Annotated in this window: 24 protein-coding genes, 1 tRNA gene, 4 pseudogenes and 1 riboswitch; of the genes and pseudogenes, 22 read left to right on the plus strand and 7 right to left on the minus strand. The window is 55.6% G+C overall.

The genetic code is table 11. The features are described 5' to 3' along the window. Positions 1 to 21: 21 nt before the first annotated feature. The 6 genes from pheT to HBO19_RS15590 all read left to right on the plus strand — a co-directional run bounded on the left by pheT (position 22) and on the right by HBO19_RS15590 (position 4893). The gene (gene pheT / locus HBO19_RS15565; protein WP_170057816.1) at positions 22 to 2400 is read left to right on the plus strand and encodes a phenylalanine--tRNA ligase subunit beta; all 2379 of its coding nucleotides are present in this window, start codon (positions 22 to 24) and stop codon (positions 2398 to 2400) included. A 3-nt stretch (positions 2401 to 2403) separates the two neighbouring features. Beyond that, positions 2404 to 2706, plus strand: coding sequence for an integration host factor subunit alpha (gene ihfA, locus HBO19_RS15570; RefSeq protein WP_002553164.1), 303 nt, complete (start codon positions 2404 to 2406; stop codon positions 2704 to 2706). Further along, positions 2687 to 3043 (plus strand): MerR family transcriptional regulator, encoded by a 357-nt coding sequence (locus HBO19_RS15575; RefSeq protein ID WP_003174972.1) that lies wholly within the window; start codon positions 2687 to 2689, stop codon positions 3041 to 3043. Before ihfA ends, HBO19_RS15575 begins: the two co-directional genes overlap by 20 nt. A 90-nt stretch (positions 3044 to 3133) precedes the next feature. After that, positions 3134 to 3210: transfer RNA gene (locus HBO19_RS15580), tRNA-Pro, on the plus strand. 237 nt (positions 3211 to 3447) lie between these two features. Then, a complete protein-coding gene (locus HBO19_RS15585; RefSeq protein ID WP_048377495.1) occupies positions 3448 to 3798 on the plus strand; it encodes a metalloregulator ArsR/SmtB family transcription factor in 351 nt (116 codons plus the stop codon). A 36-nt stretch (positions 3799 to 3834) separates the two neighbouring features. Next, positions 3835 to 4893: an NAD(P)/FAD-dependent oxidoreductase gene (locus HBO19_RS15590; protein ID WP_048377494.1), complete on the plus strand. Its 1059-nt coding sequence runs from the start codon at positions 3835 to 3837 to the stop codon at positions 4891 to 4893. Positions 4894 to 4934: 41 nt separating this feature from the next. Here HBO19_RS15590 and HBO19_RS15595 read toward each other — a convergent pair whose 3' ends face one another. Beyond that, the gene (locus HBO19_RS15595; protein ID WP_048377493.1) at positions 4935 to 6137 is read right to left on the minus strand and encodes an MFS transporter; all 1203 of its coding nucleotides are present in this window, start codon (positions 6135 to 6137) and stop codon (positions 4935 to 4937) included. Here HBO19_RS15595 and HBO19_RS28505 point away from each other — a divergent pair. The 15 genes and pseudogenes from HBO19_RS28505 to HBO19_RS15665 all read left to right on the plus strand — a co-directional run. Further along, complete coding sequence (locus HBO19_RS28505; protein WP_258558634.1) at positions 6136 to 6270, plus strand: hypothetical protein; 135 nt, start codon at positions 6136 to 6138, stop codon at positions 6268 to 6270. The two genes, HBO19_RS15595 and HBO19_RS28505, sit on opposite strands and share 2 nt — an antisense overlap. Before the next feature lie 5 nt (positions 6271 to 6275). Further along, positions 6276 to 6773 (plus strand): MarR family transcriptional regulator, encoded by a 498-nt coding sequence (locus HBO19_RS15600; RefSeq protein WP_048377492.1) that lies wholly within the window; start codon positions 6276 to 6278, stop codon positions 6771 to 6773. A 64-nt stretch (positions 6774 to 6837) separates the two neighbouring features. Continuing rightward, entirely contained in the window at positions 6838 to 7341 is a 504-nt protein-coding gene (locus tag HBO19_RS15605; protein ID WP_170057817.1) for an arsinothricin resistance N-acetyltransferase ArsN1 family A, read from the plus strand. A gap of 11 nt (positions 7342 to 7352) precedes the next feature. Then, entirely contained in the window at positions 7353 to 8708 is a 1356-nt protein-coding gene (locus HBO19_RS15610; protein WP_115128620.1) for an FAD-dependent oxidoreductase, read from the plus strand. Positions 8709 to 9029: 321 nt separating this feature from the next. Then, positions 9030 to 9443 (plus strand): arsenate reductase ArsC, encoded by a 414-nt coding sequence (locus HBO19_RS15615; protein WP_046056646.1) that lies wholly within the window; start codon positions 9030 to 9032, stop codon positions 9441 to 9443. A gap of 9 nt (positions 9444 to 9452) precedes the next feature. Further along, positions 9453 to 9824 carry a metalloregulator ArsR/SmtB family transcription factor gene (locus HBO19_RS15620; protein ID WP_010455862.1) on the plus strand — a complete coding sequence of 124 codons (372 nt, stop codon included), beginning with the start codon at positions 9453 to 9455 and terminating at the stop codon, positions 9822 to 9824. Between the two features lie 27 nt (positions 9825 to 9851). Then, on the plus strand, positions 9852 to 10322 hold the full coding sequence (locus HBO19_RS15625) for an arsenate reductase ArsC (RefSeq protein ID WP_048377488.1): 471 nt from the start codon (positions 9852 to 9854) through the stop codon (positions 10320 to 10322). Between the two features lie 17 nt (positions 10323 to 10339). Next, complete coding sequence (gene arsB / locus HBO19_RS15630) at positions 10340 to 11413, plus strand: ACR3 family arsenite efflux transporter (RefSeq protein WP_115128619.1); 1074 nt, start codon at positions 10340 to 10342, stop codon at positions 11411 to 11413. Then, complete coding sequence (arsH, locus tag HBO19_RS15635; RefSeq protein WP_048377486.1) at positions 11406 to 12122, plus strand: arsenical resistance protein ArsH; 717 nt, start codon at positions 11406 to 11408, stop codon at positions 12120 to 12122. The genes arsB and arsH overlap by 8 nt, the downstream gene beginning before the upstream one ends. 12 nt (positions 12123 to 12134) lie before the next feature. Further along, a complete protein-coding gene (locus HBO19_RS15640) occupies positions 12135 to 12647 on the plus strand; it encodes a tyrosine-protein phosphatase (RefSeq protein WP_048377485.1) in 513 nt (170 codons plus the stop codon). 23 nt (positions 12648 to 12670) lie between these two features. Beyond that, positions 12671 to 13675, plus strand: coding sequence for an ArsJ-associated glyceraldehyde-3-phosphate dehydrogenase (locus tag HBO19_RS15645; protein WP_048377484.1), 1005 nt, complete (start codon positions 12671 to 12673; stop codon positions 13673 to 13675). A gap of 9 nt (positions 13676 to 13684) precedes the next feature. Further along, on the plus strand, positions 13685 to 14905 hold the full coding sequence (arsJ, locus tag HBO19_RS15650) for an organoarsenical effux MFS transporter ArsJ (protein WP_115128618.1): 1221 nt from the start codon (positions 13685 to 13687) through the stop codon (positions 14903 to 14905). An 81-nt stretch (positions 14906 to 14986) separates the two neighbouring features. Next, the gene (locus HBO19_RS15655; RefSeq protein WP_048377482.1) at positions 14987 to 15442 is read left to right on the plus strand and encodes a hypothetical protein; all 456 of its coding nucleotides are present in this window, start codon (positions 14987 to 14989) and stop codon (positions 15440 to 15442) included. Positions 15443 to 15620: 178 nt separating this feature from the next. Beyond that, positions 15621 to 15682: riboswitch (Fluoride riboswitch) on the plus strand. A gap of 140 nt (positions 15683 to 15822) precedes the next feature. Beyond that, a complete protein-coding gene (crcB, locus tag HBO19_RS15660) occupies positions 15823 to 16206 on the plus strand; it encodes a fluoride efflux transporter CrcB (protein ID WP_048377481.1) in 384 nt (127 codons plus the stop codon). Between the two features lie 10 nt (positions 16207 to 16216). Then, a pseudogene (locus HBO19_RS15665) lies at positions 16217 to 16411 on the plus strand (DUF190 domain-containing protein); the annotation flags it as partial. On the opposite strand, the pseudogene HBO19_RS28510 reads toward HBO19_RS15665, so the two are convergent. The 5 genes and pseudogenes from HBO19_RS28510 to HBO19_RS15685 form a co-directional block, all read right to left on the minus strand. Further along, positions 16412 to 16525, minus strand: a pseudogene (locus HBO19_RS28510) (LysR family transcriptional regulator); the annotation flags it as partial. A 43-nt stretch (positions 16526 to 16568) separates the two neighbouring features. Beyond that, positions 16569 to 16751: pseudogene (locus HBO19_RS15670) on the minus strand (YHS domain-containing protein); the annotation flags it as partial. A 3-nt stretch (positions 16752 to 16754) separates the two neighbouring features. Continuing rightward, on the minus strand, positions 16755 to 17006 hold the full coding sequence (locus HBO19_RS15675) for a DUF2933 domain-containing protein (protein WP_048377480.1): 252 nt from the start codon (positions 17004 to 17006) through the stop codon (positions 16755 to 16757). A gap of 124 nt (positions 17007 to 17130) precedes the next feature. Further along, positions 17131 to 17529, minus strand: a complete 399-nt coding sequence (locus HBO19_RS15680; RefSeq protein WP_048377479.1) for a hypothetical protein — start codon at positions 17527 to 17529, stop codon at positions 17131 to 17133. 99 nt (positions 17530 to 17628) lie between these two features. Continuing rightward, the gene (locus tag HBO19_RS15685; RefSeq protein ID WP_048377478.1) at positions 17629 to 18021 is read right to left on the minus strand and encodes a hypothetical protein; all 393 of its coding nucleotides are present in this window, start codon (positions 18019 to 18021) and stop codon (positions 17629 to 17631) included. Between the two features lie 286 nt (positions 18022 to 18307). Here HBO19_RS15685 and HBO19_RS28515 point away from each other — a divergent pair. Beyond that, a pseudogene (locus tag HBO19_RS28515) lies at positions 18308 to 18440 on the plus strand (transporter associated domain-containing protein); the annotation flags it as partial. Positions 18441 to 18705: 265 nt separating this feature from the next. Here HBO19_RS28515 and HBO19_RS15690 read toward each other — a convergent pair. Further along, positions 18706 to 19359, minus strand: coding sequence for a transmembrane anchor protein (locus tag HBO19_RS15690; RefSeq protein WP_170057818.1), 654 nt, complete (start codon positions 19357 to 19359; stop codon positions 18706 to 18708). Positions 19360 to 19366: the final 7 nt, after the last annotated feature.

Consider the following 19366-nt stretch of genomic DNA (forward strand, 5'->3'; position numbering starts at 1 on the left):
ACGAACCTTTAGGAGAGCAGGATGAAATTCAGTGAACAATGGCTGCGTGGCTGGGTAAGCCCGCAGGTAAATCGCGATGAGCTGGTTGCTCGTCTGTCGATGGCCGGTCTTGAGGTCGATAGCGTTACGCCGGCCGCCGGTGTTTTCAGTGGCGTGGTAGTGGGCGAGGTGCTGAGCACCGAGCAGCACCCGGACGCCGACAAGCTGCGTGTGTGCCAGGTCAGCAATGGCGCGGAAACTTTCCAGGTCGTGTGCGGTGCGCCAAACGTGCGCCCGGGCCTGAAAATCCCGTTTGCGATGATCGGTGCCGAGCTGCCCGGTGACTTCAAGATCAAGAAAGCCAAGCTGCGTGGCGTCGAGTCCAACGGCATGCTGTGCTCCCAGGCGGAGTTGCAGGTTGGCGAAGGCAACGATGGCTTGATGGAGCTGCCGGCTGATGCGCCAGTGGGCCAGGACATCCGTGTCTATCTGGACCTGGAAGACGCCAGCATCGAAGTCGACCTGACTCCGAACCGCGGCGACTGCCTGTCCCTGGCGGGCCTGGCCCGTGAAGTTGGTGCGCTGTACGGCGTGCCTGTCGCGCGTCCGGTAGTGACAGCGGTCCCGGCAGTCCACGACGAAGTGCGTTCCATCGAAGTGCTGGCACCAAACGCGTGCCCGCGCTACCTGGGTCGTGTGATCCGCAATGTCGACCTGTCCCGGCCGACCCCGCTGTGGATGGTCGAGCGCCTGCGTCGTGCCGACGTGCGCAGCATCGATGCCGCTGTCGACATTACCAACTACGTGATGCTGGAGCTGGGTCAACCGCTGCACGCCTTCGATCTGGCCGAGATCAACGGTGGGATCCGCGTGCGTATGGCCGAGGAAGGCGAAAAGCTGGTCTTGCTCGATGGCCAGGAGGTCACCCTGCGCAGCGATACCCTGGTGATTGCTGATCATTCCCGCGCCCTGGCCATTGCCGGTGTGATGGGCGGTGAGCACAGTGGTGTGTCCGCGACGACCCGTGACGTGTTCCTTGAAAGCGCGTTCTTCGACCAGATCGCTGTGGCGGGCAAGGCTCGTTCTTACGGCTTGCACACTGATGCCTCGCACCGCTACGAGCGTGGCGTGGACTGGCAACTGGCCCGTGAAGCCATGGAGCGCGCCACCGGCCTGCTGCTGGAAATCACCGGCGGTGAAGCTGGCCCGATCATCGAGACGGTCAGCGAGCAGTATTTGCCGTCGATTGCACCGGTGACGTTGCGCGCTCAGCGCGTCGAGCAAATGCTCGGCCTGGTGATTGAAGAGGCGCAAATCGTGCGCCTGCTGACCGGTCTGGGCCTGGGCATCAGCGCTGATGGGGAAGGGCAATGGCGTGTAGAAGTGCCAAGCCATCGCTTCGATATCAGCCTTGAAGTCGACCTGATCGAAGAGCTGGCCCGTCTGTACGGCTACAATCGCCTTCCGGTTCGTTACCCGCAAGCACGCCTGGCCCCGCAACCCAAGACCGAAGCCCGTGCACACCTGCCTGAGCTGCGTCGCCTGCTGGTCGCCCGTGGTTATCAGGAAGCGGTGACCTACAGCTTCATTGATCCCAAGCAGTTCGAACTGTTCACCCCGGGTGTCGAGCCGCTGTTGCTGGCCAACCCGATTTCCAACGACATGGCAGCCATGCGCTCGTCCCTGTGGCCAGGCCTGGTGAAAGCACTTTCCCACAACCTGAACCGTCAGCAGGACCGCGTGCGCATGTTCGAAAGCGGCCTGCGCTTTGTCGGCCAACTGGACGGCCTGAAGCAAGAGCCGATGCTGGCTGGTGTGGTCTGCGGCAGCCGCTTGCCGGAAGGTTGGGCGCAGGGTCGCGACCCAGTGGACTTCTTTGACGTCAAGGCGGACGTGGAAGCGGTGCTGGGCTTTGCCGGCGCGCTGGATGCCTTCGCGTTTGTCCCTGGCAGCCACCCGGCCTTGCATCCTGGCCAGACTGCGCGCATCGAGCGCGAAGGTCGCCTGGTCGGTTTCGTCGGTGCGATCCACCCTGAACTGTCGAAAACCCTCGGTCTCGACCGTCCTGTGTTCGTCTTCGAGCTGGTGTTGGCTGAAGTCGCTGCGGGCAAGATGCCTAAATTCAGCGAGCTGTCGCGTTTCCCGGAAGTGCGTCGTGACCTGGCCCTGGTGGCGGATCGTGATGTCGCGGCCAGCGCCGTGCTGCAAGTAATCCGAGAAAATGCAGGCGAATGGCTGACGGACCTCAGGCTATTTGACGTCTATCAGGGTAAAGGCATTGATCCGCATAGAAAAAGCCTTGCAGTTGGCTTGACCTGGCAGCATCCATCGCGCACTCTTAATGACGATGAGGTGAATACCACGACGCAAAATATCCTCACCTCGCTCGAACAAAGGTTGAACGCCACGTTAAGGAAGTGACGTATGGGGGCTTTGACGAAAGCTGAGATGGCGGAACGTCTGTACGAAGAGTTGGGTCTGAACAAGCGCGAGGCCAAGGAATTGGTCGAGCTGTTTTTTGAAGAAATCAGGCACGCTCTGGAAGACAACGAACAGGTCAAATTGTCCGGTTTCGGCAATTTTGACCTGCGGGACAAACGCCAGCGGCCTGGCCGCAATCCAAAAACGGGAGAAGAAATCCCGATCACGGCTCGCCGTGTGGTCACCTTTCGTCCAGGGCAGAAGTTGAAGGCCCGAGTTGAGGCTTATGCTGGAACCAAGTCATAACGACGAGCTACCCGTCATCCCAGGCAAACGCTACTTCACCATTGGTGAAGTCAGCGAGCTCTGTGCGGTAAAACCGCATGTGTTGCGCTATTGGGAGCAGGAGTTTCCTCAACTCAACCCCGTCAAACGCACCGGGAATCGTCGGTATTATCAGCGCCAGGATGTGCTGATGATCCGACAGATCCGCGCGTTGCTGTACGACCAGGGGTTCACCATCAGCGGCGCACGCCAGCGTATGTCTGGTGATGAAGCCAAAGACGACACCACCCAATACAAGCAACTGATCCGCCAGATGATCTCCGAATTGGAAGATGTACTGGTGGTTTTGAAAAAGTGAAACAAGCCTTTAAAATACTTCCACATTTCAAATGCTTGCGGTATATTCCTGATCGCTTCGTTATGAAGCGAACCCAGTTTCACGCCTAGTCGGGGCGTAGCGCAGTCCGGTAGCGCACTAGCATGGGGTGCTAGGGGTCGAGTGTTCGAATCACTCCGTCCCGACCATATAAATCAAGGGGTTGCGAGACTTTATCTCGCGACCCCTTTTTATTTTCGAGCGTTTTTACCCCTACAAAACGACTGGCTCTCGGTGGAATCTTTACCAACACCACCTGGGGTTACACCCTAAATTGTTGGCTTTCTCGGTGAGTTGGTTACCTTCACGGCACAGCTTTTAGCCTTAGGAGAGGTGCAATTGCAGAGTGTTGACGTGTGCATGGATATGCACATATAGTCGGTTGCATGACTAATCGAATCCTTAACCGAACCCGCGCAATTGACGCTGCAATCGAGTCTCTCGATGGCGCTTTCTTCAAGGCGCTTTGCGAGCCTTCGCGTGTAGCTGTGCTCAAGCGCGTGATGCAACTGGGGCGCGCCGACATCGGAGAGATTGCGGAAGCACTGCCCCAGGAACGCTCAGTTGTTTCCCGGCATCTGCAAGTACTGTTAGAGGCAGGTATCGTCCGCGGTACCAAGGTCAGCAGGCAGATGTTCTACGAGGTGGATGGTCCGGCAGTGGTGACACGCCTCGAAGCCATTCTTCAGCATATGAAAAGCCTCGCCCCATTCTGCTGCCCAGGTACGTCCGGATAGTTTTTTTTGCTCTGTAGTGTGCATGAGTGTGCATATATGAATGTAATAAATGAAATCTTGGATGTCATTGTGATCGGTGCAGGCCAGGCAGGATTAGCGTGCGGTTGGCACTTACAGCAGCAAAACCTTAGGTTCCTGATTTTGGATGCTGAGCGGTCACCGGGAGGGAATTGGCGCAATTACTACGACAGTCTGAAGCTTTTTTCTCCAGCTGCTTACTCGTCATTGCCAGGCATGCGCTTCCCGGCAGAACCTGATCATTACCCGCTTCGTGATGATGTCGTACGCTATCTGGAAGACTATGCAAAGGCATTCAGATTGCCAGTTCGTCAGTACACCCGCGTGCAGCATGTACGAAGAGCGCGCGGGCTGTTTCAGCTTCAAACGGACGATGGAGAAATTTTCTGCTCCAGGGCGCTGGTCGTGTGTACGGGGGGATTCAATCAGCCGTTCATTCCAGATATTCAAGGGCTTCAGGGCTTTCTCGGGCGCAGTTTGCACAGCGCGGAATATCGAAATGCCGAAGGCTTTGGTGATCAACGAGTGGTTGTGGTCGGTGCTGCGAACTCGGCTGTTCAAATTGCTTATGAACTGGCCCATGTGAGCAAAGTCGTGCTGGCAAGCAGGGAGCCAATTCGGTTTTTTCCACAAAAGATACTGGGTCTGGATTTTCATGCGTGGTTGAAATGGTCGGGGTTGGAAAAGACCCGTTGGTTGAATGACCAAAGTACGCCGGTGCTTGATGACGGGATCTATCGTCGAGCCCTTAAGAAAAAGTTGTTCGAGCGTAAGCCGATGTTCGAGGCGATAACACCAACCGGCGTGATCTGGGCTGATGGGCAGCACACTGAAGCCGATAGCCTGGTGTTTGCTACCGGATTTCGCCCGAACTTGGAATTTTTGAGCGGGTTGGAATGCCCAGGCGATGAATATTGGGCTCATCGTAACGGGCAGGCCGAGCACCTACCTGGGCTGTATTTTGTCGGTCTGCCGAAGCAACGGAACTTTGCTTCAGCGACCCTCAGAGGTGTCGGCCAGGATGCGTCTTACATCATGCCCAGCTTGATGCGATTTGTCCGCGGTATGCCTGTTTAGAAGACAACTTGGCAGTTGACGAATCTCAACCGCAGCAACGTTTAGTCAGTGCGTCGAGTCGTTGGAAGGCGCCAGCTGGCGATGAAGCACAGCAAAACCAAACCGCACATAACGACAAGCAGTGCCGAGGCTCCAAAGTTCTGCAAAACAAATGCGGCGGCTATCGGGCCGCCGGCCTGGGCCACGAGTACCGGCCTGGCGAGAAGCCCCATTCTCGCTCCGTAGCCTTGCGGGGCAAACAGCGCCAAGGGGAGGGTGCCGCGAGCGATCGTTAGGATGCCGTTGCCTGCGCCGTAGAGTGCGATCGCCACGAAGGCCATCCAGGGCATCCCTGAGATCAATAATCCCAACCCGACCAGGCATAGAAACACACCGACCCGCGCTGACCAGGTCGGGTGGAGATTTCTGCCTATGGAAAACTCTGCCACCCGTGCCAAGACTTGCGAGGGACCAATCACCATGCCGATGGCCAAGGCCACAGCGGTCGCGATTCCCAGCTGCTTGAGGACATTAAGCAGGTGTACTGAGATACCTGATACGACCAGCGCTAGAACCGTCAGCATGGCGCCAATCAATAAGAATAGATAATTGGTGGTCTTGGGGTGAAGCTCGGACGCGCTGGGTGATTCTGTTATGACGGGGTGGGGTGGTTGTTTTGTGCTTCCAGGAATCAACAGCGAGTGGATGGGTAGCCCAATCAAGAGATGAGCAGCCGCGAGAACAAAGCAGGCGTTTCTCCAGCCGATCCAACTTTCCAGTCCTGCGATCACCGGCCAACCTATGGTACTGGCGAACCCACCTAACAAGGTCAGCCCGGTAATTGACGTTCGAGCCCCTTCGCCGAACAGTCGTCCCAGGGTTGAGAAGGCTGCGTCGTATAAACCCGCCGCCATGGCAACACCGATCAACGTCCAGGCGACATAGTAAGTGGCAACGTTGCCCGCCAGTCCCATTAGTAGCATGCCGAGAGCCAGCAGCAGTGAACTGGCCGCTAGGACAGAGCGTCCGCCGTGGCGGTCAATCTGACGACCAACGGCCGGCGAGGAGGCTCCCGCTACCAAAAGTCCCCAGGACAGACCGCCCACCACATTGGTGATGGACCATCCCGTCTCTTTGGCTATCGGAGACGCAAGCACTGCGGGCAAGTAGTAGGTCGAACCCCAGGCGAGAATTTGAGTAAAACCCATCGCCCATACGAGTCTGGAGCGATTGATCGGGGGATGGATCTGTTCTGGAAGTGTCATGACCGACGTGCTCATTTTTTTGTTGTCAGTAACAACAAGCTATCGCCTTCCTTTGGTTATCGTCAACCGAGAGATCGGTGTTGACGCTTTCGGGATACCAGGATTATTGTTGCAGCTAACAACTAATTTGTGACGGTTATGACGAAGCGTAAAAACGATCAGTTGACTCAGGATTCCGAGGACCTATACGAAGCGTTGAATCAGTTGGTTCGCGTCCATCAGTTCCGTGATCGTGATCGGATTTGCTGTTACGACGTATCGGTCACCCAATGCTATGCCGTCGAGACGCTGGTCAAAAGGGGCGCACTGCGCCTTCAGGTTTTGGCCGAAGAAATGTTCTTGGACAAGAGCACGGCGAGTCGAGTGATCGATACCCTGGAACGCAAGGGGTATGTGTCACGTGTTGAGGATGATGAAGATCGGCGTGCAGTACGAATCCAGGCAACGGATGCTGGGCGTGAGCTATACGCGAAAATCAGAGCTGACCTGATTGCAGAGGAGCGAGCGATGATCGAGAACCTCTCAGCTGAGGCTAGGCAGGGAGCGCTGAGTTTACTCAGACAGATTACGCGGGCCACGGAGATTCGCTGCGGGCTCGTGAATGAGTGCTGCCCAGCCGTGAAGAGCAAGGAATGAAAGGGAAGAACTTCCCTTTTTTTGCCAATAATGTTGTTACTACCAACGTAATGGGGCTCCAACAATGCGAGTTCGTTTAGCTGAAACTAAAGACACTGTTTCAATAGCCGCCATCTACAACCAGGGGATCGAGGAGCGTAGCTCTACGTTTGAAACGACTCCTCGAAGCCCGGCAGACATGCTTGATCGCATCAAATCAATGGAGCGCTATCCAGTGTTGGTCATGGTCGATGAGACGGATCAGGTTGTTGGATGGGCAGGACTCAGTAGTTATCGCGCTCGTGCCTGTTACGACGGCATTGCGGATTTTTCCATTTACCTAGATCGCAGTGTTCGCGGCCAGGGGCTAGGCAAACAGTTACTTCAGGCACTGCTGAAAGAAGCCGAAGCTCGCGGATTCTGGAAAGTCCTTTCACGCATTGTTACCTTCAATCACTCCAGCCTCGCATTGTGCGAAGCCTGCGGTTTCCGCCAAGTGGGGGTATATGAAAAACACGCCTGCCTAGAAGGACGTTGGCTCGACTGCGCGATTGTCGAGCGCCTGTTCGCGAACAATCAGCCAACCTGAAGGAGTCGATCATGGATAACACTCACCTTCCCGTCGCCATAATCGGTGCAGGCCCAGTGGGCCTCGCCACAGCCGCTCACCTGCTGGCCAGAGGTATCACTCCGCTGATCCTGGAAGCTGGTCCGGAGGCTGGGGCCAGCATTGAAGAATGGGCGCATGTGAAGATGTTCTCTCCGTGGCAGTTCAATGTGGACAAGGAGGCGGCCAATCTTCTGCTGGCCGATGGTTGGACTCCACCACCGGAGAACGAGTATCCAACGGGTCGTGAACTGCTGGACCGGTTTGTTCGACCTTTCGCCGACCTCGAACAGATCAAGCGTCACTTGCAGTTCAATACCCGTGTTCTGGCAGCCACTCGCGTCGGTCAGGATGTGATGAAGACCCAGGGCAGATCGGCAGCTCCTTTTTTACTGCGTGTCGCAGGGCCGGCGGGTGAACAGGATGTGCTTGCCAGTGCTGTCATTGATGCCTCGGGCACCTACCTGACACCAAACTGGATGGGCGCCCATGGCATCCCTGCATTGGGCGAGATCGAGCATGCAGCGCACATTGCGTACGGCATTCCGGAGGTGCTGGGTCGTGCGCGGAATCGCTATGCCAACAAAAGAGTGCTGGTGGTGGGTGGTGGTCACTCCGCGTTTAACGCCCTACAGGATCTGGTGCGTCTGATTCAGGAGGCACCGCAAACCAAAGTGCTATGGGCGATCCGGGGTAATTCTCTTGAGCGCATTCTGGGTGGTGGTGCGAATGATCAATTGGAAGAGCGCGGAAAGCTCGGCCTGAAGATTCGCCAATTGCTGAATGACGGCGTGATCGAGCTGTTCAAAAACGTCGCTATTGATCAGGTTGTAGGCAATGGCCAAGGGTTGGTTGTGAAGGCGGGAGACCAGATACTTCCACCTGTGGACCAAATCATTGTGGCGACCGGATTCCGACCTGACATGAGCCTGCTCGCCGAGTTGCGTATCGCACTTGATCCCGCAACTCAAAGCGCAGTGTTGCTCGCTCCAATGATCGATCCCAACGAGCACAGCTGCGGTACGGTCAGACCTCATGACGCGATAGAACTTGCCCATCCTGAGGAAGGTTTGTTCATTGTTGGGATGAAGAGCTATGGTCGGGCGCCTACGTTCTTGTTGATGACTGGGTATGAGCAAGTTCGCTCTGTCGTCGCGGCGCTGGCGGGTGATTGGGATGCGGCCAAAAGGGTTGAGCTGATCCTCCCGGAAACGGGCATTTGCAACTCGGATTTCGATGAAGTCGATGATCGCTTGAAGGCTTCGGCAAGTCAGACGTCTTGTTGTGGCACCGGAGAGACAATCCTTGAGGCCGCGCCTCGTACCTCGCCGGGTTGTTGCAAAGCCTAGTGCGCAGTAACCGAACCCGCCCTCGATGACCGGGGCGGGTTAGGGGCGACCTTCTTATTTTCTTTTGCACGTCCAGGTAGTCCTTGAACCAAGGAGCGACCTATTTCTGGGTGAGTAACAGATTCATTACAGAAACCATATATGCACCGCCGCAGATATTTGAAGAGACACGGAAGGCTGGCTAGCGCCTTAATACACAGCTTTCATTGAAGGTGCTCGGCGGAGTCCAATCGTTTTGATGGATTAATGGGTCGTTGACTCTTTACCTTGCATGCGGAAAAACATATATTCGTTAAACCGCATATGAGCTGAGGCTTCACAATGACCAGCAAAGCCCGTGTCCTGTTCGTCTGTACTGCCAACGCTGCACGCTCCCAGTTGGCCCAAGCGTTGCTGAGGCATACCGATTCGGAGCATTTCGAGGCGTTCAGCGCCGGCACAACTCCAACTCAGGTAGATCCGCGCACCTTCGAGGCGCTTTCACACATCGGTGTGAGCACCGAAGGATTACGTAGCAAGTCGATAGACGAATTCCGTGGTGAGCGTTTCGATTACGTCATCACCTTGTGTGATAAAGCCGCAGCGGAATGCCTGTCTTTACCTGGAGCGGGTGAGGCATTGGCCTGGAGTTTTGAAGACCCGGTCACCAGCACCAAACCCGATGCCTTCCGTCACACCCTTCACGAAATTCATGAGCGCATCAAGATGTTCGTCTTGGTCAAAAACAAACACTGAGAAAACGATATGGCTGACCATCTGACACCGACCACTGTTTTCAAATGCCTTGCTGACGACACTCGGGTCCGCACGATGATGCTCATCACCCGTGAAGGAGAGCTTTGTGTTTGCGAGCTGACCTGCGCGTTGAACGAGAGTCAGCCGAAAATCTCCAGGCACCTAGCGCAACTGCGTACTTGCGGCCTGTTGTCGGACCGTCGGCAAGGCCAATGGGTGTATTACCGACTGCACCCGAATCTCCCTGATTGGGTTCATCAAGTGCTGACCACCGTGCTGGAAAGCAACAAGCACTGGTTGAGCCCTGATGCCAAACGCCTTGATGAAATGGGTGACCGTCCTGAACGGGCAGCCGTGTGCTGTGAAAGCAAAATCGCCTGATTCCGCCTTCGACTACGAGATCGCTCGATGAAAATCCTGTTCCTCTGCACTGCCAATAGCTGTCGCAGCATCCTTTGTGAGGCGGTTTTCAATCACTTGGCACCGGAAGGCATGAAAGCCTACAGCGCTGGCAGTCAGCCCAAAGGGGGAGTGCATCCGCTGAGTCTAAAAACGTTGGAGAAAGCAGTTATTTCGACAGACGGATTGTTCAGTAAGTCCAGCGATGTCCATGTGAACCTGGCTCCAGATTTTGTCATCACGGTGTGCGACAAGGCTGCCGGTGAGGCCTGCCCGGTATTTTTCGGACCGGCCACCAAGGCCCACTGGGGGCTGGCTGACCCTTCGGAATACCACGGAACTCAAGCAGAGATCGAGGCGGCTTTTGAAGCCACGTTGGAGCAGATCAGAACCCGTATTGAAGCCTTCCTGGCTTTACCGCATTCCCAACTGAATGCCGAACAGCTCAAGGCAGAGCTGGCCCTGATTAGCACGCTGTAACCACAGGAGCAATGATCATGAGTAAAAGCCGCCTTTCCTTCCTGGACCGATACCTGACCCTGTGGATTTTTCTCGCCATGGCCTTGGGCATCGGTTTGGGGAGCCTGTTCGAAGGCTGGCCGCAGTGGCTCAACAGTCTTTCCGTGGGCACAACCAACATACCCATCGCTATTGGCTTGATCGTGATGATGTATCCGCCTCTGGCCAAGGTTCGTTATGAGGAGCTGCCGGAAGTCTTCAAGGACAAGCGCATCCTCGTTTTGTCCTTGGTCCAGAACTGGGTCATCGGCCCGGTGTTGATGTTCGCGCTGGCGATCATCTTCTTGCGGGACCAGCCGGAATACATGACCGGCCTGATCCTGATCGGCTTGGCTCGTTGCATCGCGATGGTGCTGGTCTGGAATCAGATCGCAGGTGGCAACAATCAGTACGTCGCCGGATTGGTGGCGTTCAACAGCATCTTCCAGATCCTGTTTTTCAGCGTGTATGCCTGGATCTTTCTGGGGCTATTGCCGCCGCTGTTCGGGCTGGAAGGCAGTGTGATCGAGACCAGCTTTGTCACCATTGCCGAGTCGGTTCTGATCTATCTGGGTGTGCCGTTCCTGGCGGGATTTCTTACCCGCAAGATTCTCATCGCCCGTAAAGGCGAGGCTTGGTTCCAGGAACGCTTCATTCCCAAGATCAGCCCGCTGACGCTGGTGGCGCTGCTGTTGACCATCGTGGCCATGTTCAGCCTCAAGGGGGATGTGGTGCTGCAATTGCCGTTGGATGTATTGCGCATCGCGATCCCTCTGACGATCTACTTCGTGGTGATGTTTTTCATTAGCTTCTGGATGGGCAAGCTGCTCAAGGCTGACTACCCGCGCACCACCGCATTGGCTTTCACAGCCGCGAGCAACAACTTCGAACTGGCAATTGCCGTGGCCATTGCCACCTTCGGCCTGGCTTCTCCGGTCGCTTTTGCCACGGTGATTGGTCCGCTGGTGGAAGTACCGGTACTTATTTCTCTGGTCGGTGTGGCCCTTTGGTTGAAACGCCGCTGGTTCGATGAATCCAAGAGCGCCATTGCGCAGGACAAAGACTATGTTTGATGACCCTATCCCCCAACTCGATACCGAACTGGTTGATCTCCCATCGACAGACAAACTCGGTATCGAAAAGACCTCCATCCACAAGCCGCGCATTTTGCTGCTGTACGGATCGACCCGTGAGCGCTCCTTCAGTCGCCTTTTGGTAGAGGAAGCGGCTCGACTGCTGGAGCATTTCGGCGCCGAGGCGCGGATTTTCAATCCGTCAGGTTTGCCGCTGCCAGATGACGCACCCGACGATCATCTACGTGTGAAGGTGCTGCGCGAGCTGATGCTGTGGTCCGAGGGGCAGGTCTGGTGCTCTCCAGAGCGTCACGGTTCCATGAGCGCAGTGTTCAAAGCGCAGATTGATTGGGTGCCACTGGCGATGGGCGCGGTACGCCCGACCCAGGGAAAAACCCTCGCGGTCATGCAGGTATGCGGTGGCTCGCAGTCGTTCAACGTGGTCAATCAGCTGCGAGTGCTGGGACGTTGGATGCGCATGTTCACCATCCCCAACCAGTCCTCCGTGCCGAAGGCCTATATGGAGTTCGACGATAACGGCCGGATGAAACCTTCTCCGTTCTACGACCGTGTCGTTGATGTGATGGAAGAGTTGGTGAAATTCACGCTGCTGCTTCGCGACCGCCAGGACTATCTGGTGGATCGTTATTCCGAGCGCAAAGAGTCGGCGGAAGAACTTATGAAACGTGTCAATCAGCGCTCCATCTGAGGATTTTTAGCCGTGCAACAACACCCATATTCCGTACTGTCGCTGGCACAGTTCAATGGTCAATTGATCTTCACCCCGTGTCCAGGCACGAAGGGCACCAAGCCTTTCGAGGCGCTGCAAACCCTCAAGGAAGCGGGGGCCTCGGCCTTGCTGACGCTGATGCCGACCGAAGAGTTGCTTCAAAACGAGATCGACCTGCTGCCGGAAGAATGCCAAATGCTAGGCATCGAGTGGTTTCACCTGCCAGTAGAAGACGATCAAGCGCCTGGCGAAGCATTCAAAGCCGCATGGGAACAGCATCATCCGCGACTCCAGCAGTTGCTGACCGAAGGGAAAACCATTGCCATCCATTGCAAGGGCGGCTCGGGCCGTACCGGTTTGATCGCGGCTCAACTGTTGATCGAAAGCGGTGTGCCATTCAGCGATGCCATCCGCGATGTTCAGTCGTTGCGTCCGCGGGCCATCCAGCATCCAGCCCACATTGAATACATCGGCCAGTTCGACACTCAGTCGAACTCTCACTGACAACAGATACAGAGCACAACAACATGACTATCAAAGTTGGCATCAATGGTTTTGGCCGGATCGGTCGCCTCGCTCTGCGAGCCGCCTGGAACTGGCCGGAGTTTGAGTTCGTGCAGATCAACGATCCGGCAGGCGATGCAGTAACCCATGCGCACCTGATCAATTTCGACTCGGTGCATGGTCGTTGGCACAACGAAGCCAGCGCTGAAGGCGATCAGGTGGTCATTGGCGGCAAGCGCATCAAGGTCACCGCGAACAAAGCGATTGCGGACACCGACTGGTCGGGCTGCGATCTGGTGATCGAGGCCAGCGGCAAGATGAAAACCGTGGCGGTGTTGCAGGCTTACCTCGACCAAGGCGTGAAGCGTGTGGTGGTCTGCGCTCCGGTGAAGGAAAAAGGGGCATTGAACGTCGTCATGGGCGTCAACCATCAGCTGTTCAAGCCGGCTGAACATCGAATCGTCACCGCTGCTTCTTGCACCACAAACTGTCTGGCGCCAGTGGTGAAAGTGATCCACGAAAAGCTGGGCATTCGCCACGGTTCGATCACCACCATCCACGACCTGACCAACACCCAAAGCATTCTCGATCAGCCGCACAAGGATCTGCGTCGTGCGCGTGCTTCGGGGATGAGTTTGATTCCGACCAGCACCGGCTCGGCCACCGCCATCGCCGAAATTTTCCCGGAGCTGCGTGGACGACTGAATGGTCACGCCGTACGCGTGCCGCTAGCCAACGCTTCGCTGACTGACTGTGTCTTCGAGGTCGAGCGCGCCACGACCGTCGAAGAAGTGAATCAACTCCTCAAGCACGCTGCCGAGAACGAGCTGAAAGACATCCTCGGTTTCGAGACGCGTCCGTTGGTGTCCATCGACTACCGTACTGACCCGCGCTCATCGATCATCGATGCGCTGTCGACCATGGTTATCAATGGCACCCAGGTCAAACTTTACGCCTGGTACGACAACGAGTGGGGCTATGCCAACCGTACCGTCGAACTGGCCAAAATGGTTGGTCTGGCAGTCTAAGGAGCGGTCATGAAAGCGTTGTCAGCCCTCGCTCCGGAAGTGCGGCAGTACCTGCTCGTGACGGGCAACTACTGGGCATTCACCCTCACCGACGGCGCCTTGCGCATGTTGGTGGTGCTGCATTTTCACGCGTTGGGCTACAGCCCACTACAAATCGCGGCGTTGTTTCTGTTCTACGAACTCTTTGGCGTGATCACCAACCTGGTGGGTGGCTACCTAGGCGCTCGGTTGGGGCTGAACCGAACCATGAACATCGGGCTGGGCATCCAGGTCGCGGCGCTGCTGATGCTGACGGCTCCGGTAGCCTGGCTGACCATCCCATGGGTGATGGGCGCTCAGGCGCTGTCGGGGATTGCCAAAGACCTTAACAAGATGAGTGCCAAAAGCTCCATCAAGCTTCTGGTCCCTGATGGGCAGCAGGGCAAGCTCTACCAGTGGGTGGCGATCCTCACCGGCTCGAAGAACGCACTCAAGGGTGTCGGCTTCTTTCTCGGCGGAGCCTTGCTGGCACTCATCGGCTTCAAAGGCGCCTTGCTGGCCATGGCGGGTGTCTTGGCGCTGATCTGGATCAGCAGCTTGATTCTGTTGAAGAAGGACTTGGGCAAAGCCAAAGCCAAGCCAAAGTTTCGCGACATTCTGTCCAAAAGCCGGGCGATCAATATCCTCTCAGCGGCGCGGATGTTCCTGTTCGGCGCCCGCGATGTCTGGTTTGTAGTGGCCTTGCCGGTGTACCTGAGCAGTGTCTTCGGCTGGGACTTCTGGAAGGTCGGTGGATTTCTGGCGGTCTGGGTGATTGGCTACGGCATCGTGCAGTCCTTCGCGCCCAACATCACTGGAAAGAAACGGGGGCACGTACCGGATGGTCGTGCGGCGTTTTTGTGGGCACTTGCACTGGCGGGCCTGCCCGCGGCCATTGCTCTCGCTCTGAACACCGGGCTGTCGCAACAGGTGGTGTTGCTCGGCGGACTGATGGTTTTTGGCGCTCTGTTTGCGGTGAACTCGTCGTTGCACAGCTACCTGATCGTGTCCTACGCCAAGGAAGATGGCGTGTCGCTGGATGTGGGTTTTTATTACATGTCCAACGCCATGGGACGGTTGATCGGCACGGTACTCTCCGGCTGGGTTTATCAGGTGTATGGGTTAGGCGCGTGCTTGTGGATATCGAGCGCCTTTGTGCTGCTCGCAGCACTGATTTCTATCGGGTTACCGAGGCATGCCGAGGCGATGTGAAGCCGCTCTGAAAGGCTTGCAGCCAATCGCTACCAGCAGCCAGGCATTTGAGGTAAGGCAGGCAAGTGTTGGAGGCAAGTCATGAACCGGTTCACAAGTGTCTTAACTGTTTCACCCGTTTTGCTCGCAGTGTTGCTAGGCAGTGGCTGCGATCAAAAAGAGTCATCCCCTAAGCAATCGTTTGAAATGGATAAAACGGTTGTTGGGACTTGGGCTGAAGGTGAATGGACCACCTCCGAATCTCAGAATCAGGCGCCCCTTGCCTTCAAGATTTCAGGGGAAAAGCTGATTCTGAGTGGGTGTTCCTTCTCCACCCAGAGCCTGCTAAGCCCAATTGAAAAACATGCGTACCTTGTACTCAAGCAAGAGGGCTCTTGTTCGGTAAGCCCAGTGCCTCACAGCATAACCCTGAACCGAAAAGGAAATTGTCAGGCACAGGTCGAGTTGTACGCCTCATTGTCGAGTGTCAACAAAGGTGTCCCGGAGCAGTCGGGTGTATACACCAAAGCGGGTTGTATTGATGCCTCGACTCAATGATCAATTGGAAAACGATCCATTTCTTGAACGGCAATGCGAGGGGCGTGGGGTATTCTGGTCGGCGTTGTGGATGCGAAACCTGTTCAGTCGATAACCGCCTGGTCACAACTGCTAGTCTTGAAAAGTACGTGCCTATCAACATTTGGTGGCTTGAAAGTCTTAGCGCCGCTGCTATAGGATAAAAACAGGAGATGGCATTCCTCCTTTAACCGCCTTCGTGCTGATGATGCCTACGTGAACCCTGGACAGGGTGCGTAGGTGTGTCCCTGTCCTCCAATTTAGGACAGGATCGTGACTTCAAATCTCATATCAGCCCCCTCTCGTACTGTGCGGTTATCAGCACCTCCTCGGCTAAATCAGCCCAGAGGAGACATGCAACCATGATGAAATCACTACTAGTTATCGCTATCGGCGCATCGCTTGGTGCCTGGTTACGTTGGCTCCTAGGTATAAAGCTAAACGCGTTGTTCCCGACAATTCCCCCTGGGACTGTGGTGGCAAACATGGTCGGGGGCTACATCATTGGCTTGGCCCTCGCATTCTTGGCCGCATCCCCCTCCCTAAGCCCTGAGTGGCGCCTGCTGATCATCACGGGGTTCTGTGGGGGGCTTACTACTATCTCCACGTTTTCAGCCGAAACAGTTGCCCTGATTCAGGAGGGCAGACTGCTCTGGGCGTTCGGCTCAATTTCATTACACGTCGTAGGCTCGTTGGTAATGACCGCTGCCGGGCTTTTGTCCTATCAAATGATTGGCACGCGCTGAGGAGATGAACATGAAAGGTTTTCTAGTGGTTTTCTTTACTCAACAGAATCGTCGCTATCAAGGGAAGATGCTCGGCGAATGGATTGTTGATTTGGCCAAAGAAATGGGCCTGCGTGGTGCGACCCTGTCTACGGGTATCGAGGGTTTTGGACACACCGGTAGGCTGCATTCCGCGCACTTTTTTGAGCTGGCGGATCAACCAACTCCCCAGTTCCAAGGGTTTGAAAATGACATTGGCGGGCAGCGCCCGCCCGGCATGGGCGGGTAGTAACCCGACGCCGAGTCCGGCGGAAACCAGCGCGAGCATCGTGGTGAATTTGGACTTGTTCGATTTTCAGTTGAGATATTCGATAACGCTTGGGCGCTGCCCTGATGGTCGTTTGGCATTTCTGGCTGCAGAACCGGTAGTTTTGCCCCTCATATTCCGTGCTGAACTGGCTGTCGTTACTGACGGTCATGCCACATACCGGATCATGGGAGCCGGTGAGTTGGGGTTCAGACTTCTGTAATGGGTCGTGCTCTGAACGAAGCTCAGGGGTGGGCATGAGCTAACTCCTGTTCGCATCCTTGGTTGAGGCTGAGGTTTCGCCGTGATGACGGTGACCACCGTGGTGGTGCCCGAAAAAATGCATCAGCGGGCACAACAGCAAAATCATGTAAGGCAGTAAGCCCAGCATATGGCCGTAGTGTTCTCTTGCCAGATAGAACAGCACGATCACCAGCAGCATGCCGAGTGCTATGCCGGGTTTGCTCCTCCAAAATGTTGGGGAGGTGTTAGCGGAATGTGGTGAATTCATCATGGTTCTGTACTCCTGAGGGAAGTGCTGTTAGTGATGCGTCGTATAGGTCAACGGGCGGCAGTTTTACCCTTGGCATATTGGCAAAGGTAAAACCGCCGTTGCATTGCCTACAGGCTTGTACGCGTCACTTGCTCATCGGCATCTTCATCATGCTCGATTGCTGATCCATCATTTTCATCATCATGTTCATCATTCCCATCTCCATGCCGTCTTTGTTGCCGGCCATGCCCATGCCATGACAGTTCTTATGCATCATGGCCATGCTGTCCTTCATCGTCTTCATGCTCTCCTGCATGGCGGCGTGTCGCTCGGCAGGGGTCTTGGCGGCGGCTGCCTTGTCATGTGCAGCCTGCATTTTTTGCATTTGCTCGGTCATGACATTGTTTTGCATCGGTGTAGCTGCTTCGCTTGTCTGGGCGGGCGTGGTCGGCGCCTGCTCCGGGTGATGCTCATCGACTGCCGAGGCCATGAGTGGGCTGCTCACGAGCAGGGTGGCGAGGATAAATTTCAATGAGGCATGCATGGCAATCTCCAAAGGGTGAGGACAACTCAGGTAATACCAAGCCGCACCGGGTTGGCGCAGTCAGACAGTGCGCCGAAGATCGGCGCGCAGAAGGTCGGATTAATCGTTGGAACGGACGAAAATCAAGCGGGCAGGCGGTCTGGCCGGTACAGGGCGCCGTAATGCAAGAAAGGCAAAAGCGGAGGGGTTGGCGGGATACGAAATCAGCAACGCCGGGATCAGGAACAGAAACGTCCAACTGGACAGGTTAAATATTTGAAGATGGAGCGAAGGACTTACAGCTATCGCCGCATCGGCGCAGTGCTGAAGGCAACCGAGGGCATGGGTGTCGTGGCTATCGTGATCTTGCGCGGTGTTCAGCGAGACATGAGTTGCCGGATTGTGGCTGGGCTGTACCAGACATCCCTGGGTCGCTGCCAGACCAAACGCTAACACCCACAGCACGATGGCGAGGCGTATGAACGTTGGTTGACGATGGCGAAACCAGAACATGGAGAATCTCCGGTACTGATTAGCGGGTTTTGATTTTTCAACATTACAGCACATCGAAGTGCCACGGTTGATCCACATCAATTTATGCAGCCGGGTGTCGGCTCTTGTGGTGTGGTCAAATTGTAAGGTCTACGTCGACCTTTCAAAGGTTTACCCCTCTTTGCCGTTCTTTACTAGCAGCTTGTGGGGCACCGCCTCTTCATTGCCCTTTTTATTAATGGTGAGTTGAGTGCAAGCGGTCGCAGTGACTGAAGCTGCTTTTTGAATCAAATAATCTGAGCTGACCTCAACTGATGACTATCAGACGCTCGCGGGGTTGGTCATGAGTTGGGGATAAGCTCAAGTGGCAGGAGTGGAGCATGACGGTTGTAGAGGTTGAAGAGTACCGGGTGAGGAGGGTGTTGTTGAGTAAAGAATAAATGTAGAAACGAAGGCCGCATTTGCGGCCTTGTTTTTTAGGGTGTTACTCGTGTGAATGGCCGTGCTCAGCGCTTTCGGAGGTTGCGCCTTTCTCTCCACCACCGCATGCCGTCATCAGACCAAGGAAGCAGATCAGGACCATCGAACGAATCAGCGTTGTTGGGGGGGGCATGGGAAGACTCTTCAAAAATGGATGAAATAAATGGGCTGTGGTAAGGCTGAGCGCTGCATTTTCGGCAGTAAAACAGCCATCGCCGCTTCGAGTTACTGTTTGACGCTCAAGTAATCGCCGGTCGTTTTCAGTGAGATGGTCACATCGTTGTTGCTGCGATTACGCCAAAACCAGCCGTGGGTGCCGTCAAAAATGGCGGTGAATTCACCTTTATCACTTTTGACCTGCTTGCCCTTGTTGTAGCTGTGGAAGTAACCCTTTTCTCCGTTGTAGGGCTCGCCATGCGTGTCGTAGTTCACAGGCCCACCAACCGCTGTCCATTCATAGCTAACAGTCTTGTTCTTCAGCACTTCCAGTTTGATTTCTGTCCCTTCACCTGGCTTGAGCGTGACGGTCATTTGATTGGTCTTCAAAGCTGGGGCAGTTGCCGCCGCTGGTTGGGTCGCAGGTAACGCAGCAGGTTGTATTTGCGCAATCTGCGGAGCTGGAGCTGGAGCTGGAGCTGGAGCTATTGCTTGCGGCGGCGCTGCATCTGCCAGCGCCTCTTGCGCGAGGATGATCTTCAACTCGCCCATTTGGGTCAGACCCAGTGCGCGGCCCACGCCTGTAGGATCAACGGCATATTCCGAAGGCATGACCACGGTTACCAGCAGGCCGATCGCAGTCAGCAGTGCAATGACAGTCGAGCGCACCAGTTTGCGAGTGCTGGGCAATTCATTAACAGTTGGAAGCGGAGTATTGAACATGGTCAGA

This window comes from Pseudomonas sp. WS 5021 (assembly GCF_012985535.1).
Taxonomy (GTDB): domain Bacteria; phylum Pseudomonadota; class Gammaproteobacteria; order Pseudomonadales; family Pseudomonadaceae; genus Aquipseudomonas.